General features: G+C 57.9%; 14 protein-coding genes. 10 read left to right on the forward strand and 4 right to left on the reverse strand.

The window, feature by feature from the left end:
* Positions 1–5: 5 nt before the first annotated feature.
* Positions 6–1,250, forward strand: a complete 1,245-nt coding sequence (locus B7444_RS08185; RefSeq protein WP_007282515.1) for an MFS transporter — start codon at positions 6–8, stop codon at positions 1,248–1,250.
* Here the strand turns inward: B7444_RS08185 and B7444_RS08190 are convergent.
* The gene (locus tag B7444_RS08190; protein ID WP_007282516.1) at positions 1,213–2,595 is read right to left on the reverse strand and encodes an MATE family efflux transporter; all 1,383 of its coding nucleotides are present in this window, start codon (positions 2,593–2,595) and stop codon (positions 1,213–1,215) included. The genes B7444_RS08185 and B7444_RS08190 overlap by 38 nt on opposite strands.
* An 87-nt stretch (positions 2,596–2,682) precedes the next feature.
* On the opposite strand from B7444_RS08190, the gene cysS reads away from it, so the two are divergent.
* From cysS to B7444_RS08210, 4 genes are read left to right on the forward strand one after another with little or no spacing between them, the layout of a single operon-like run.
* Positions 2,683–4,041: a cysteine--tRNA ligase gene (gene cysS, locus B7444_RS08195; protein ID WP_007282517.1), complete on the forward strand. Its 1,359-nt coding sequence runs from the start codon at positions 2,683–2,685 to the stop codon at positions 4,039–4,041.
* A 4-nt stretch (positions 4,042–4,045) separates the two neighbouring features.
* Positions 4,046–4,822 carry an RNA methyltransferase gene (locus B7444_RS08200; protein ID WP_007282518.1) on the forward strand — a complete coding sequence of 259 codons (777 nt, stop codon included), beginning with the start codon at positions 4,046–4,048 and terminating at the stop codon, positions 4,820–4,822.
* 31 nt (positions 4,823–4,853) lie between these two features.
* Entirely contained in the window at positions 4,854–5,813 is a 960-nt protein-coding gene (locus B7444_RS08205) for an ion channel (RefSeq protein WP_007282519.1), read from the forward strand.
* Positions 5,806–6,675: an aldose 1-epimerase family protein gene (locus B7444_RS08210; RefSeq protein ID WP_035729927.1), complete on the forward strand. Its 870-nt coding sequence runs from the start codon at positions 5,806–5,808 to the stop codon at positions 6,673–6,675. Before B7444_RS08205 ends, B7444_RS08210 begins: the two co-directional genes overlap by 8 nt.
* A 48-nt stretch (positions 6,676–6,723) precedes the next feature.
* Here the strand turns inward: B7444_RS08210 and gltX are convergent, their stop codons facing one another.
* Positions 6,724–8,058, reverse strand: a complete 1,335-nt coding sequence (gene gltX / locus B7444_RS08215; RefSeq protein ID WP_007282521.1) for a glutamate--tRNA ligase — start codon at positions 8,056–8,058, stop codon at positions 6,724–6,726.
* A gap of 291 nt (positions 8,059–8,349) precedes the next feature.
* On the opposite strand from gltX, the gene B7444_RS08220 reads away from it, so the two are divergent.
* From B7444_RS08220 to B7444_RS08235, 4 genes are all read left to right on the forward strand, one after another.
* On the forward strand, positions 8,350–8,943 hold the full coding sequence (locus B7444_RS08220; RefSeq protein WP_007282522.1) for a LemA family protein: 594 nt from the start codon (positions 8,350–8,352) through the stop codon (positions 8,941–8,943).
* Between the two features lie 14 nt (positions 8,944–8,957).
* Positions 8,958–9,800, forward strand: coding sequence for a TPM domain-containing protein (locus B7444_RS08225; protein ID WP_007282523.1), 843 nt, complete (start codon positions 8,958–8,960; stop codon positions 9,798–9,800).
* A 108-nt stretch (positions 9,801–9,908) separates the two neighbouring features.
* On the forward strand, positions 9,909–10,934 hold the full coding sequence (locus B7444_RS08230; RefSeq protein ID WP_007282524.1) for a Dyp-type peroxidase: 1,026 nt from the start codon (positions 9,909–9,911) through the stop codon (positions 10,932–10,934).
* Position 10,935: 1 nt separating this feature from the next.
* Entirely contained in the window at positions 10,936–11,736 is an 801-nt protein-coding gene (locus B7444_RS08235; RefSeq protein ID WP_007282525.1) for a family 1 encapsulin nanocompartment shell protein, read from the forward strand.
* A gap of 79 nt (positions 11,737–11,815) precedes the next feature.
* Here B7444_RS08235 and B7444_RS08240 read toward each other — a convergent pair whose 3' ends face one another.
* Positions 11,816–13,228: a sugar porter family MFS transporter gene (locus tag B7444_RS08240; RefSeq protein WP_016737674.1), complete on the reverse strand. Its 1,413-nt coding sequence runs from the start codon at positions 13,226–13,228 to the stop codon at positions 11,816–11,818.
* 298 nt (positions 13,229–13,526) lie between these two features.
* Here B7444_RS08240 and B7444_RS08245 point away from each other — a divergent pair, with 298 nt between their 5' ends.
* On the forward strand, positions 13,527–13,727 hold the full coding sequence (locus tag B7444_RS08245; protein ID WP_029495674.1) for an entericidin A/B family lipoprotein: 201 nt from the start codon (positions 13,527–13,529) through the stop codon (positions 13,725–13,727).
* 63 nt (positions 13,728–13,790) lie between these two features.
* Here the strand turns inward: B7444_RS08245 and ade are convergent, their stop codons facing one another.
* Positions 13,791–15,488, reverse strand: coding sequence for an adenine deaminase (ade, locus tag B7444_RS08250; protein ID WP_007282528.1), 1,698 nt, complete (start codon positions 15,486–15,488; stop codon positions 13,791–13,793).
* Between the last annotated feature and the right edge of the window lie 110 nt (positions 15,489–15,598).

Here is a 15,598-nt window from a genome sequence, read left to right on the forward strand (position 1 = left end):
TCCGGATGGTAGGCGGATTTTCCCCTATTCCGGACCTTTTCCATATGGAATTAATCGAACCAGTCGATGTCGAACGGGTGCGTCCACCCCACGGTGTCGAGCCAGCCATGTTTGCTCTTATGCTGGCAACATTTACGATCGGGACTGGCGAATTCGCCATTATGGGCCTTCTGCCCGAATTCTCCCATTCCCTGGGTATTTCCATTTCCCGTGCCAGTTCCGTCATTTCAGCCTATGCGCTGGGTGTCGTGGTCGGAGCGCCCCTCATCGCAGTTGCTGGCGCAAAACTCCCCCGTCGCACACTCCTGCTGGCCATGCTTGTGCTTTTCCTTATGGGAAATATCGGCACAATCCTGATGCCGAACCTTCTTGACATTGAAGTCATGCGCTTCATCACCGGGCTTCCACATGGTGCATTTTTCGGCGTGTCAGCACTCGTCGGCGCCTCCATGGTTGAGCGCGCAAGAAGAGGCCGCGCGGTCGGACGCGTTCTGTCCGGCATCATGTTCTCCACTGTAGTGGGATCGCCCCTGTCCACCTACGCCGCCAACCACCTTGGCTGGAGAGCCGCATATGGCGCAATTTCCGTCCTCGGACTGCTGTGTTTTCTGGCCCTCTGGTATTTTTCCCCCCGTGACAAACCCCACCCGGATGCCAATGCACTCGCTGAACTCGGTGCCTTCAAACGCCCTCAGGTTGTGCTAACCCTTCTAACAAGCGCCATTGGCTTTGGCGGCCTTTTCGAGGTCTATACCTTCCTCACCACAGCGTTGTCGGACGTCACACACCTGCCAGACTGGGCCGTGGCGCTCTATCAGATCGTGTGGGGCCTGGGCATGGTCGCGGGTAATTCGTTCGGTGGGGCGATGGCGGACCGGAACATCAACCGGACGATCCTGTTTTCCCTCGCTGCCAGTTGCGTCTTCATGCTTGGCTTCTGGCTATTGCTGCCGTCCCCCATCGCCATGCTGCTGATCACTTTCCTGATCCCAGCCACGCTGATCGGCATTTCCCCCGCTATCCAGACCCATCTGATGGAAGTTGCCGGAGACGCCCAGACACTGGCGGCCTCCCTGAACAACTCGGCCTTCAACATCGCCAACGCCGCAGGCACATGGCTGGGCGCTTTTCTGGTCAGTTCAGGACTTGGTCTGGCATCAATCGGCTGGGGATCGGCCCTTCTCTCCGCAGGTGGGCTCCTCGCCTATCTGATTACGATGGCACAGGCTCGGCTCTCCGCATCACGCTGAAAAGCCGGAACCCAAGAGCAACAGAACTGACCGTCAGGGCTGTCGCCATGCCAATCCAGAGGCCTTCCGCCCCCCAGTGCTGCTGGAAGGCCAACCACCCACCAAAAACAAGTCCGATCAGTCCGTAGTTCGAAACGGCAATCACCATCGGCCAGACCGTATCGCCACAGCCTCTTAAAGCGCCGCTAAAGACAACCTGAAGGCCGTCCACAATCTGGTAGATCCCGGCAATCTTCATCAGGGTGATGACAAGCGCAGCCGTTGCCGGATCAGGGGCGTGACCGGTGAAATACAGACTGACGATCTTTTCCGGCCAGATCAGCAGCAGTGCCGAAGACAGCACGGACCAGGCCAGCACAATCCAGATCCCGGTCCAGGCCGCACGACGGCTCTGATCCATCCGCCCTGCCCCGCGCCAGTACGCTACGCGGACATTCGTTGACTGACCGATCGCCAGACACACCATGAACAGCAGCGCACTGACATTCACCGCAACCTGATGCGCTGCCAGACTCTGCGTTCCCAACTGTCCCGCCCGAAGACTGGTGATCTGGAACATCAGAATTTCAGCCGCAGCCCCCATCATCATCGGCAGACCAAGCTTCAGAAGCTCTTTCATGACCGGCCAGTGTACAGCCGCTGGCTTCATGACAGCCCGCACACGCGGATGCATCAGGCACAGACCCGTCAGGGCAAAGCTGATCGCCCAACCGGTCAGCGTCGTCGCTGTCGCAGAACCAAACAGTCCCATGGCTGGCAACCCGAACCAGCCATGAATCAGCGCCGCATTCGTAATGCCGTTGCAGATCGCCATGGCCGGCATGATCCACAGTAGAAGCGTTTCCGCCCCAAGCGATGGAAGCGCCACACGCAACACACCGATCACCGCAAGATCCGGCAACAGCGACAGCAGCAGAATATGAATGAAGCGGCTGCCCTGCGTCACCACATCGCTTGGTTCGGCGAGCCACGCAAAGAGTGGCTGCACGAACCACAGCAGCAAAGCACAGGGAACGAAGATCAAAAGCGCCAGAAGGAACGTCGCGCTCATCACGCTACGCCCGTCATGGGACTCCCGCCCATGATCTTCCGCACCCCGTCCATGCGACAGCAGCACACCCGCGCCACCCAGAATGGTCTGGCACGTCACCATGGTGGTAAAGAAAAAGGTATTGGCCAGACCGCCAACCGCGACTTCCGCAACACCCAGACCACCCAACAGAATGGTGTCCGTCACGCCCATCGACATTTCGGAGAGCTGCGACAGGGCCAGCGGCAGGGCGACCCGCAGAAGGGCAAGAGCATGTCCGCGGGGAGAAGTAGGATCGTTGAAGGTGCTACGCATAAGTCTCCCTATCGCAGGCCAGATCATGCAGACAAGAGTAACAAAGCCTGTTGCACCAAAACGGCTGCTGGCGCATTGATCGCCTCTATGGCCGATCCCGTTCCTCACGTGCTCCGTCTGCACGACACCCACGCGCGCGAAAAGCGACAGTTCACACCACTCGATCCGCAGAACGTCCGGGTCTATTTCTGTGGTCCCACCGTCTATGACCGCGCCCATCTGGGCAATCTGCGCGCCATGATGTGCGCGGATATCCTCGTGCGGCTGCTGCGCGTCCTGTACCCACAGGTCACCTATGCGCGAAACGTCACGGACGTGGACGACAAGATCACCGCGCGCGCCAGAGAGAACGGCGAAGACATTTCAGCCCTGACCGCCCGGACAACCGAAGCCTTTCATGAAGATTTGGCGTCACTGGGCATTCTGCCGCCGGACATCGAGCCACGGGCCACACATCATATTCCCGAAATGCTGGAAATGATCGACCGCCTGATCGAAAACGGCCATGCCTACGAGGCCGAAGGGCACGTCCTGTTCGCTGTCCGGAACTTCCCGTCTTATGGCGAACTCTCCGGCCGCTCGCTGGATGACATGATCGCTGGCGCCCGCGTCGAGGTTGCGCCCTATAAGCGTGATCCGGGCGATTTCGTGCTCTGGAAGCCGTCCACCCCGGATCAGCCCGGCTGGGACAGCTCCTATGGCCGCGGCCGCCCCGGCTGGCATATCGAATGCTCGGCCATGTCTCACCGTTATCTGGGCGAGAGCTTCGATATTCATGGCGGTGGCGACGACCTGCTGTTCCCGCATCATGAAAACGAGCGTGCGCAGTCCCTGTGCTGCTATCCGGGGAGCAAGTTTGCCACGCACTGGCTCCATAACGGCATGCTGCTCTCCAACGGGGAAAAGATGTCCAAGTCTCTGGGCAATTTCTTCACCATCCGGGAAGTTCTGGAAAAATCCCCAGCGGAACCGCTGCGCCTTCTTTATCTGGGCGCGCATTACCGTTCGACGCTGGATTTCACATGGGACAAGCTGGAAGAAGCACGCCGCATTCTGGATCGTCTCTACCGCGCGCTTGAGCGTGGAGATGCGCAACAGGGCGCAGACGTTCCGGCAACCGTGCTGGATGCGCTGTGTGATGACCTGAACACACCGCTCGCCATCGCAGCCCTTCACCCGCTGGCAGACGCTGCCATGCAGGGCGATCAGAAAGCCGCATCCGGTCTCCTGGCCGCTGGCAGGCAGCTTGGCCTGTTTCAGGTCTCCCCGGCCGAATGGTTCCGCTCAGGCGTTGATGCGTCCGCTATCGAAGCGATGATCGAGGAACGTCTGGCAGCCCGCAAGGCCCGCAACTTTGCCCGCGCGGATGAAATCCGGAACCAGCTTGCCGCAGACGGCATCACGCTGGAAGACGGCCCCGGCGGCACCACATGGCGGAAGGCATAATCTCATGACCGGACGTGATGGTGGCGCCGATCTGGAACCGATCGGCGAATTTGATCCCGTTGTCATTCTCGTGCGCCCGCAGCTTGCCGAAAATATCGGCACGACTGCCCGGGCCATGGCGAATGGCGGACTGTTCCATCTGCGCATTGTCGCACCACGGGACGGCTGGCCGCAGGAACGCGCCTGGCCTGCCTCTTCCGGTGCCCATCGCATCCTCGACAACGCGCAGGTCTTCGAGACGGTGGATGACGCCGTAGCCGACCTGCACCGCGTCTTCGCGACCTGCCCCCGTCCCCGCCATGTCGTGAAGCCAGTTATGACAGCCCGCGGCGCTGCTGCGGAACTTCGGGTAGCTTCCACACGCGGTCTGCGCACCGGCATCCTGTTCGGGCCGGAACGTGCTGGCCTTGACGTTGAAGACATGGCCCGCGCCGATACGCTGGTGCGCTATCCGCTCAACCCGAAGTTCATGTCCCTCAACCTCGCACAGGCCGTGCTGGTCATGGCCTATGAATGGTACCTGACCGAAGACATGACGCCCCCGCGTGACCTCATGACCAATGAGACGCATGTGGCCACCAAGGGCGAGCTGGAAAACTTCATGTCCCATCTGCTGCGGGAACTGGATGACTGTGGCTTCCTGCGTAACGAGCAGAAGAAACCGGGCATGATCCGCAATCTGCGGCATTTCTTCACACGGGGCGAAGTCACCGAGCAGGAACTTCGCACTCTTCACGGCGTGGTCAGCGAGTTGGTCAGCGCCAGAAAGGCGAGACGGTAAGACCATGATTCACTGGCGACACAGGCATCGGATGCATCCACGGCCTGAGGCGCTGGTGGCGGAAACGGCCAACCGCATCCGGGCACATGTTCTGGAAGAAAACGGCCGGGGCGACATTATCCGCACGGGCCTGAAAGACGGCTCCCTCGGGGATCTCTATCACCATCTGATGACCATGACATGGGGGGCGTTCTTCTGGGCGTCCCTCGCTCTGTATATGGGCATCAATATCGGATTTGCCTGCCTTTATTACATGATCCCCGGCAGCGTCAGCGGCGTCCCGCACGGGGATTTCCTTGATGACGTGTTCTTCAGCGTCCAGACGATCTCGACTGTCGGATACGGCACCATGGCCCCGGTCGGACGCCTGACCAACACCATTGTGTCCTTTGAAGTGCTCGCCGGGATGATGCTCAATGCCCTGGCAACCGGGCTTGTCTTCGCACGCTTCTCCCGCCCCAGGGCCCGTATCCTGTTCAGCCATGTCGCCGTCGTATCCTACGATGATCTGATCCCGACCCTGACCATCCGCATTGCCAACCGTCGCCGCACGCTCATCCTGTCTGCCAATGTGGAAATGACCCTGACACGTCTGATGCCGGATGATCATGAGCGACTGGTGCGCCGCTTCGACAGGCTGACGCTGATCCAGTCCCATGTGCCGATCTTTCGGATCAGCCTGAACGCCACACACATGATCGACAGTACCAGCCCGCTTTACGGCCTGTCAGCGGAAACCCTGATCGAGCAGAATGCGGAAATCATCATCACGATGGACGGGACGGACGAAATTTCCTCCCAGACACTCTTCGCACGCCATGCTTACGAGATCGGCCATGTGAAACACGGATACCGTTTCTCGGACATGATCCATCACCGCCCCGACGGCAGGGTCGAGGTCGACTTCACTCGGTTCCACACCACCGAGCATGGGGACCACGAACCCATTGATCCGTCCACCGCGCATGAAAGGCACTACCGGCATGACTGACAGCCAGCACAGCTTTGGAAAAAACAACCTGACGGCAACGGTTTCGGCCCATGGTGCAGAACTGATCTCCCTGCGCACCGCATCCGGGCAAGATCTGCTCTGGAACGCTGGCCCCGCCTGGAAACGCCACTCACCCGTTCTGTTTCCCATCATTGGAAAACCACTGGAAGACACAACACTGAACGGCCGGCCCGTTACGCTGCCCCAGCATGGCTTCGCCCGTGACATGACTTTCCGCTGGCTAGAACGGACAGAAGCCGGCTGTGTTCTTGAGCTGGAAAATACGCCCGAGACATGGCAGCTCTTCCCGGCTGCGTTTCGCCTGCATCTTATCTACCGGATGGAAGAAACCGGCCTGCATGTCGGCTATGTTCTGACCAACCCGTCCGAAGACGCCACATTGCATGCCTCGCTGGGTGCACATCCCGCCTTCATGTGGCCTCTGAAACCCGACACCGGCCGAGACGCTCACCGCCTCACATTTGAAGTGAATGAAGCCGATCATATCCGGCGCATCAGCCCGGACGGCCTGCTTCCGGAGGCCGTTCCGTCCCCAATCCATGAACGGGTCCTTCCGCTGGAAGACAGCCTGTTCGAAGACGATGCCATCATCATGCTGGATGCCCGCAGCAAGGCTGTCGATTTCACTGGCCCGGACGGAAGCGGCCTACGGGTGCGCTGGGATGGTTTCAGGGATCTTGGAATCTGGACCAAGCCAAGTGCCGGCTTTCTGTGCATCGAACCTTGGTACGGCTACGCCACACCCGTTGGTTTCGCCGGAGATTTTTCGGAAAAGCCGGGCCTGCTACATTTACAGCCCGGCGAAAGCTGGGAAGCTTTCTGGAGCGTCGAGCCAGTCTAAGGTTCGACATTGGGAACGCCCGCATCAACGGGCATTCCCATCCTAAAATCACGCGCCGATTGCGTCCTGAAGACGTGACACCGTCCGCGCATGGCCCATCAGGCCCAGCAGCACATGCAGTTCCGGCCCGTTATCCTCACCCGTCAGCGCCAGACGGAGCGGCATGAACAGGGTCTTCCCCTTACGGCCAGACTTTTCCTTCAACGCTGTCGTCCAGTCCTTCCAGGTGTCTTCGCCCCATGGCTCGGCTGGTAGCGTCTCAAGCGCCTGCTTCAGGAATTCACGGTCTTCCGGCTGTGACGGCGGAACAATCGTGCCTTGCGTCACGTCCCACCAATGCGGGATTTCAGCCGTCAGATCGACATTACCACGCACTGCATTCCAGAATTCTTCCGTCGCTTCAGCGGGAAGATGCTCCTTCGCCACCGAGAACGGCAGGTTGTGCAGAGCCTTGCGGTTCAGGGCAAGCAACTGACGCATATCGAAGCGCGCCGCAGACTTGGAGACATGCGAGATCTCGTAAGCCGCAATGGCTTCTTCCATCGTCATGACTTCCGGATCATCGGACGTCCCAACGCGTGCCAGATATGACACGATGGACATTGGCTCGATACCGTCCTGACGAAGCGACTTCAGACCCAGCGCATCGAAACGCTTGGACAGCTTCCCGCCATCAGAATCCAGCAGCAGTGGCAGATGCGCAAACGTAAAGCGATCCGGCTTTGCACCCAAAGCTTCAGCAATGTCGATCTGGACACCCGTGTTCGTCACATGATCTTCGCCGCGGACGATATGCGTGATGCCCATTTCCAGATCATCAACGACAGAGGCCAGCGTGTAGAGGATCGTACCATCTGCACGGATCAGGACCGGATCAGAAATCGCCGTCAGCTTGACGGAGCAATCGTCCATGACGAGATCCTGCCACTTGCGACTGCCATCCGTCAGCTTGAAGCGCCAGTGTGGTGTCTTGCCGTTGGCTTCCGCACGGGCCCGCTGGTCCGGCGTCAGCTTCAGCATGGCACGATCATAGATCGGCGCCTTGCCAGCCCGGATCCGCATCTCACGCTTGGCATTCAGTTCGTATTCGGTCTCGAAGCACGGATACAGTCGGCCGGACGCTTTCAGTTTATCGATCGCAGCAGCGTAACGCTCCATCCGCGAGGACTGACGGGCCTCTTCATCCCAATCCAGCCCAAGCCATGCAAGATCCTTGCGGATGGCATCTTCATATTCAGGCTTGCTCCGTGCGACATCCGTATCATCGATGCGCAGCAGGAACTTCCCACCATGGCGGCGGGCGAACAGGAAGTTGGCAACGGCCTGACGAGCATTGCCAACATGAAGGTAGCCCGTAGGCGAAGGGGCGAAGCGCAGTTTCATGCCGCCTTAATGCCGCATGATCGCGCATCATGCCAGATGCTTGAGATCCCTTCCCTGTGACAGACAGGCAGCACTGCAAAAGGTGCTTTCGCGTTTCAAATAAAACCCGCCCGCCATCATGATACAACGTAGCAGATAACTGGAATACTTCCGGTTCCATCGCACCAGAAAAAGAAACGTTTTTTCGTTCAGTCCAATCTGTTGTAAAGATGTCAGGAATAGGCCCTCACGACTGATACTTTCTTCTACCGTCAGAGTGATGATCCGTTTTTTGATTTCAGAGGACTCTTGATGAAAAAACTTCTCATTCCGGCGATTCTGGTCATCGGGCTCATCATCTTGATGGGATCGAACTACAATCGCTTCATGGGCGCAGACCAGCGCGTTCAGGAACAGATGGGCCAGCTTCAGAATGAAGTACAGCGCCAGTCAGACCTGATTCCCAATCTGGTCAATACGGTCAAAGGCTATGCCACACACGAGCATGACACCCTGACCGACTATGCTGCCGCCCGTTCCGGTGAAACGCCGCTGAACCGCATTGACCCACGGTCGGTCAGTGACGAGGCTCTTCAGAAGAAGATCCTGGATGCCCAGACGCGCAACGCACAGGAAATCAAGGCCATCACCGCCGTTGCCGAACAGTCTCCGCAGCTTCAGGCCAACCAGAACTTCTCAAGCCTGATGGTGCAGCTCGAAGGCACGCAGAACCGCATCACCGTGGCCCGCCAGCGTCTTCAGCAGGCCATCCTGTCCTACAACCAGACGGTCATGCACTTCCCCGGCAATCTTCTGGCTGGTGTGATGGGCTATCACCAGCGCGTCTACTATGAAGCCTCACCGGCTGCCCAGACCCCGCCCGTCGTCGACTTCTCAAAACACTGACCTGACAGAACACCATGCAGACTGTGCTGATCATGATCCGTCCACTGCTCACGCGCATTCTGCATCCTGCGTTCTGTGCGCTCGGCCTGCTGTGCTTTTCCCTGACTGGCACAGCAGGAGCGGCCCCACTAACCCAGCTTGTTACTGATCCGCACAATGCCCTCTCAGACGCGGAACGGGACCAACTGGTCGAGAAACTCACGACCCTTCGTGAAACGCTCCCGAGCCATCCGCATATCCTGATCGACCTTCCCGGCCATGTGGATGACATCGACCAGCATGCCAATGAGACCTTCCATGCGTCCGGCATCGGACAGAAAGGGCAGGACAACGGTCTGCTGATCGTCCTGGACATTCCAGATACACAGTCCCGCATTGAAGTCGGATATGGCTTTGAAGGAGATCTCACCGATCTTCAGACACATACCATCCTTGTTGCTGCGCGACCCGACCTGAAAGCCGGACACTATGCTGCCGCGCTGAACGGCATGGTCGACGCCATTGGTGAAACCCTTCGCAAGAGCGACACCACGGTACAGGAGACAGCAGCGCCTGACGAAGCCGTCTCCTTTTCCAGCACGGACATGCTTCTTGGCGGTGGTGGACTGCTTCTTTTCCTGGCCGGAACTGTCCTGACGATCCGCGCGCAACGCCGCCAGAGCCGAGGCGAGCCCCTTTCCGGGCTGGATCGTTTTCTCGTTAATGTTCCATGGGATGTTCTGCTGAACCTGCTCATCAACATCCTCTCGGCGGCGGCCCGCAGCAATTCGCGGGGAGGCAATAATTCCGGGAACAGGAACAACTACAGATCCGGCGGGGGCGATTCCGGCGGGGGTGGCTCGAAGGACAAGTGGTAACAGTCATTCCGACTTAGGGCCGTCCTGGCCGGAACCTTGCCTTAATCCGTTTCCCTCCTATTGTGATCTCAGAACGCTTCAACACTTTGTAAAGAAGATCTGAGAGCCTTGCAGAATCCTCAACCCGTTGCAGCGACGCTGACCAGTGCCTCTGTTTTCCTTGTCGCGACACTGGATGAAACTCTTTCCGATGGCACGCAGATCCGCGAGCTGCTCGGAGACATGTCCTCGCTGGTTCGGGGCGTAGGCTTTCGCATTCCCGATGGACGCCTCTCCTGCGTAACGGGCATTGGCGCAGACGCATGGACGCGGCTTTTCGGCACGCCCATGCCCAAGGATCTTCACCCGTTCGAAGCCATCAGCGGCGTTCATGAGGCCCCCTCCACGCCGGGCGACATGCTGTTCCATATCCGTGCTGCACGCATGGACCTGTGCTTCGAACTGGCTGCTACGATTGCGTCCAGACTGGAAGGTGCAGGCAAGATCATCGATGAAGTTCACGGCTTCAAATATTTCGATGAACGCGACCTGCTGGGCTTTGTGGATGGAACGGAAAACCCATCCGGTCAGGCGGCACTCGACTGCACACTGATTGGCGACGAAGACCCGGATTTTGCGGGTGGCAGCTACGTCATCATCCAGAAATACCTGCATGATCTGAAGAAATGGAACGCCATTCCGACGGAAGTGCAGGAGCACATCATTGGCCGCAAGAAGCTCTCGGATATCGAACTGCGTGAAGCCGACAAGCCCAGCTACGCCCATAACGTTCTGACCAACATTGAAGAAAACGGCGAGCAACTTCAGATCGTGCGTGACAACATGCCGTTCGGCGAAGTCGGCAAGGGTGAATACGGCACGTACTTCATTGGATACGCCAAATCCCCGTCCCGTATCGAACAGATGCTCCGTAACATGTTCATCGGAAAGCCGGTTGGCAATTACGATCGCATTCTGGACGTCAGCCGTGCCGTCACTGGCAATCTCTTCTTCATTCCCACGGCGGACTTTCTGGATAACGCTCCCGACCTGCCTGCCCCGCCAGCGGAACAGGCCCCTGCTCCAGCCCAGGGCGCCACAGCATCAAAACCATCCGGCTCACTGGGTATTGGTTCGTTGAAAGAGGATCACTGAAATGAACAATTTTCACCGTCATCTCGCCCCGATTTCAACCGCCGCATGGGCGCAGATCGAGGACGAAGCCTCCCGCACCCTTCGCCGTCATCTGGCGGGCCGCCGCATCGTGGACACATCCGAACCCAAGGGCGAAAAATTCTCAGCCGTTGAAACGGGTCGCATGATCAGCATTGAAGCTCCAAACGACGGGATCAGCGCGTCCCTGCGTCAGGTCCTTCCCGTTGTCGAACTGCGCGTCCCTTTCACGCTTTCGCGCGCTGAAATCGATGCTGTGGACAGAGGGTCAGAAGATTCCGACTGGCAGCCCGTCAAGGATGCCGCCCAGAAAATCGCATTCGCTGAAGACCGCGCCATTTTCAACGGCTACGCCCCGGCTGGCATTAAAGGTATCCGCGAAGCGACGTCCAACACGCCTCTGACACTTCCAGCCAGCATTCAGGATTACTCACACATCATCGCAGATGCGTTGAATGAGCTACGCCTGGCTGGCGTCAATGGTCCGTATTCGATCGTTCTCGGCGCCAAGGCCTATCAGGCCGTCAGCGGTGGCGATGATGACGGGTATCCGATCCGCAGACATCTCGAGAGCATGATTGACGGCAAGATCATCTGGGCTCCGGCCATTGAAGGCGCATTTGTTGTCACAACGCGCGGCGGTGATCTGGTGCTCGATATCGGGCAGGATTTCTCGATCGGCTATCTTGGCCATACTGCCGAGACGGTGGAGCTTTACATTCAGGAAAGCTTCACCTTTCGCGTTCTGACGAGTGAAGCCACAGTCGCCATCAACCTGGCCTGAGCCGTCCGAAAAAACATCTCATACAAAAAAGGCCTTTCCCGGAAGAGAAAGGCCTTTTCCATGAGAAACGGGGAAAGCTTTACCGCCCGATATCCCGCAGACGATAACCATGGTTGAGGCGACTTTCGATCGTCTCCAGAGAAACACCCTTCGTCTCAGGCACGAACAGCAGCGTCACGATGATGAACAGGGCGTTCAGACCGGCATAGAGCCAGAATGTGTTCGAAGAGCCGAGCGTGTTCAGCAGGCCGAGGAAGGTAGCACCGACAATGATGTTCGTTCCCCAGTTGGTTACGGTCGAGCAGGTAATGCCGAAGTCACGCCCCTGAAGAGGCTGCACTTCCGCACACAGGATCCAGATCAGCGGCCCAGCGGAGAAGGCAAAGCCCGCGATGAAGCAAAGCAGAACCGAAATTGCGAGGTAATGCGTCAGAGAGCTTGCATGATCACCCATTCCCATCAGCATGGCCAGAATTCCGAGCCCGGCAGCCATGATGGCAAATCCGGCGATCAGCATCGGGCGGCGCCCCCAGCGATCAGCAAAGGCAATGGCGATGAAGGTCGCAAGGCAGTTTACCAGACCAACCGTTGCCGTTCCCCACATCTGACCGTCCTGGCCAAAGCCTACTTCCGCGAAAATCCGCGGAGCGTAGTACATGACCACGTTGATGCCCGTGAACTGCTGCACAACCTGCAAACCAATTCCCAGCATCACAGACCGGCGGAAGTTCGGGTTTTCCAGGAACATGGCCAGACCGCGCTGCTTGGCCTGTGAGTTCAACTGTTCACGAATACCCTGAATTTCTGCATAAGCATGCTGCTGGGTGTGCCGAAGCGTGCTGAGCGTCTTCAGGGCTTCCTCATCCCGGCCGCGCAGCATGAGCCAACGCGGGCTGTCGGGCAGAAACAGCGATCCGATCAAAAACAGCGCACCGGGAACACCTACAATCCCGAGCATCCAGCGCCATGATCCACTGTAAGACAGGATCGCGTTGGACACGAACGCCAGAAGAATGCCTGTGGTAATCATCAACTGATACAGCGAAATCAAGCTGCCACGACGGCTCTCATCCGCGATTTCGGAAATATAGAGCGGAGCGACAAAGCTCGCGATGCCGATTGCCAACCCAAGAATGGCGCGGCCGATGATGAGAACACCTACCGAATGTGCAATGGCGCAAATGATGGCCCCTACGACGAACATTGCAGCGCTATACGTCAGGGACTTACGACGCCCGAGCGCGTAGGACATACGCCCTGCGAGAAGAGCCCCGACGGTCGCACCAGCCATCATGGACGACACAATCCATGACAGCTCGAAATCGGAAGCCTGAAATTCGGTCTTGATGAAGCCCAGAGCACCGGAGATCACACCGATATCCAGACCAAACATCAGCCCTGCGATGGCGGCCAGCGCGACGGCCAGCATCATACGGCCTACCATCGGGGGGCGTGCAGCAACAGGCTGAGCGTGAAGTGTTGCGTCACTCATGAAAAGGAACTCCGGCACCCATGCAGGACATGCCGCTGAAAGGAGAAAACAGCACCATCGTCATGCGACGAACGGTTCATTTGCCCCATATATAACATTACATAAGTTATATCATCATACTTTTATGTGATTTATGAGATTTACGTAACCGGAAACCGCACCTCTCCCGATGACAATGCCAACGAAACGCTCTCGAATGGCGACCTGGCTCGGAACCCGGGGAAAAGAAAAACGCAACTTTATGACACGACAGGCAGTTATGACCGGACTGAAACATTCAGAAGAAGGACATGCCAGCATGACCAACAACCGCAAATCCACGTTCGCCCGCCTGATGCTCGTTTCTGCTCTGCTGACGGGAACGGCTGTCTCCCTGTCCGCCTGCAACACGACCCGCGGCGCTGGCCAGGACGTCAGCGCCGTAGGCCATGCAACGTCCAACGCTGCTACGGATGCACAGCGTGGCATCGCCAATGCGACTGGTGCATCCACGCACTGAAGACGTCCTTCAGGATCGTCGAAAAAGCCCGCCTTCCTGACGGAGGCGGGCTTTTTTTATGCGTTACACAAGTTCCATGGTCCGAACATCAATCATCCCAAGATCCGTGATCTTGAGATGAGGGATAACCGGCAAAGGCAGAAAGGCCAGTTGCAGGAAGGGCTCTTCCAGCGACACACCCAGATCCTTTGAGGCCTTGCGCAGAACGATCAGGTCGTCCCGAACCTGCTCGAAAGGTGCATCACTCATCAGGCCAGCCACAGGCAACCGCAGTTCAGCAATAATCTGCCCGTTGCGGACTGCAACAAAGCCGCCACCCGTTTCTTCAAGCCGGTTCACGGCAACAGCCATATCGGCGTCATTGGTGCCCACAACGCAGATGTTGTGACTGTCATGCCCCACGGAAGACGCCAGAGCCCCATGTTTGAGGCCAAACCCCTTCACGAAACCACGCCCGATATTGTCATTATGTCCGTGACGCGCAACAACGCAGACCTTCGCAACATCAGCGGCAGGATCAGACAAAACCTGACCACCGGCCTCTGGCAAATTGAGCCGCAGATATTCCGTAATGATCTGCCCCGGAATAATGCCCATCACGGGACGATCCACGCCAGAACCGTGAATTTCCATATCTTCAGCCGTCACTGCACCGGGAAGCTTCACGCTTCCAAGCCCAACCAGCGGGATAACATCACGTTGTGCGAACAGATCGTCACTTACCAGTCGTCCCGCAGAGATCACGTCTGAGACCAGACATTTTTCCAGATCATCCAACAGCACAATATCCGCCCGCTTGCCCGGGGCTATCTGCCCACGATCCCGCAGCCCGAACGCATTGGCGGCTGAGAGAGACGCAGCGCGATAGGCGGCCAGAGGTTCAACGCCAAGCTCGATCGCCCGGCGGATCAGGAAGTCCAGATGCCCTTCATGCGCGATTTCCAGCGGGTTACGGTCATCCGTGCAGAATGCGAAGAACGGGGATGTCGCCACGTTCAAAAGCGGAACCAGAGCTTCCAGATCCTTGCAGACGGACCCTTCCCGGATCAGCACCGTCATGCCTTTGCGGACTTTTTCCAAAGCTTCCGCAGCAGCCGTTGCTTCATGATCTGTGGAAATGCCTGCTGCAAGATACCCGTTCAGGGCCTTGCCGCGCATCAAGGGGGCATGACCATCAATATGGCCGCCAGCAAAAGCCGCCAGCTTGTCCAGACATCCCGGATCGCCGTTCAGAACTCCCGGAATATTCATGAATTCCGCAAGCCCGATCACTTTCGGATGGTCGCGATAAGCCACAAGATCGGCGGCATCCAGCGTTGCACCTGATGTTTCCATCGGTGTTGCCGGAACACAACTCGACAGATTGACCCGCAGATCCATCACCGTTCGTTCTGCGGATGCCAGAAAGTAGTCGAAAGCCGCATGTCCCAGCACATTGGCCATCTCGTGCGGATCACAAATGGCTGTCGTCACACCATGAGGCAGCACACAACGGTCAAACTCGAAGGGTGTGACGAGCGACGATTCAACGTGCAGATGCGTGTCGATAAAACCCGGAACGGCAATACGCCCCTTGCCGTCGATCGTGACGCGCCCCTCATAGTCACCGTAGGTTCCGACAATCCGGTCTCCACAGATTGCGATATCTGTCGGAACAAGTTCACCCGTCACAAGATCGAACAGGCGGACGTTCCGGATCACCAGATCGGCCGGTTCACGCCCCTGTCCCTGGGCCACCCGGCGCTGGATTGCGTTCTGCATTTTCAAAACCTCCGAACGTCAGCAGTGACCACTTATAGCGCGCAGATGCTCGGGCACTCAAAGCACACTTTCCAACGACATTTTGTTGCGGAAATATCATGATTATTTAT

This window comes from Gluconobacter thailandicus F149-1 = NBRC 100600 (genome assembly GCF_000964465.1).
GTDB lineage: Bacteria > Pseudomonadota > Alphaproteobacteria > Acetobacterales > Acetobacteraceae > Gluconobacter > Gluconobacter thailandicus.

Coding starts and splice junctions, on each gene's coding strand:
- B7444_RS08185 (WP_007282515.1), top strand. CDS start 6: ATGGTAGGCGGATTTTCCCCTATTCCGGACCTTTTCCATATGGAATTA.
- B7444_RS08190 (WP_007282516.1), bottom strand. CDS start 2,595: ATGCGTAGCACCTTCAACGATCCTACTTCTCCCCGCGGACATGCTCTT.
- cysS (WP_007282517.1), top strand. CDS start 2,683: ATGGCCGATCCCGTTCCTCACGTGCTCCGTCTGCACGACACCCACGCG.
- B7444_RS08200 (WP_007282518.1), top strand. CDS start 4,046: ATGACCGGACGTGATGGTGGCGCCGATCTGGAACCGATCGGCGAATTT.
- B7444_RS08205 (WP_007282519.1), top strand. CDS start 4,854: ATGCATCCACGGCCTGAGGCGCTGGTGGCGGAAACGGCCAACCGCATC.
- B7444_RS08210 (WP_035729927.1), top strand. CDS start 5,806: ATGACTGACAGCCAGCACAGCTTTGGAAAAAACAACCTGACGGCAACG.
- gltX (WP_007282521.1), bottom strand. CDS start 8,058: ATGAAACTGCGCTTCGCCCCTTCGCCTACGGGCTACCTTCATGTTGGC.
- B7444_RS08220 (WP_007282522.1), top strand. CDS start 8,350: ATGAAAAAACTTCTCATTCCGGCGATTCTGGTCATCGGGCTCATCATC.
- B7444_RS08225 (WP_007282523.1), top strand. CDS start 8,958: ATGCAGACTGTGCTGATCATGATCCGTCCACTGCTCACGCGCATTCTG.
- B7444_RS08235 (WP_007282525.1), top strand. CDS start 10,936: ATGAACAATTTTCACCGTCATCTCGCCCCGATTTCAACCGCCGCATGG.
- B7444_RS08240 (WP_016737674.1), bottom strand. CDS start 13,228: ATGAGTGACGCAACACTTCACGCTCAGCCTGTTGCTGCACGCCCCCCG.
- B7444_RS08245 (WP_029495674.1), top strand. CDS start 13,527: ATGACCAACAACCGCAAATCCACGTTCGCCCGCCTGATGCTCGTTTCT.
- ade (WP_007282528.1), bottom strand. CDS start 15,488: ATGCAGAACGCAATCCAGCGCCGGGTGGCCCAGGGACAGGGGCGTGAA.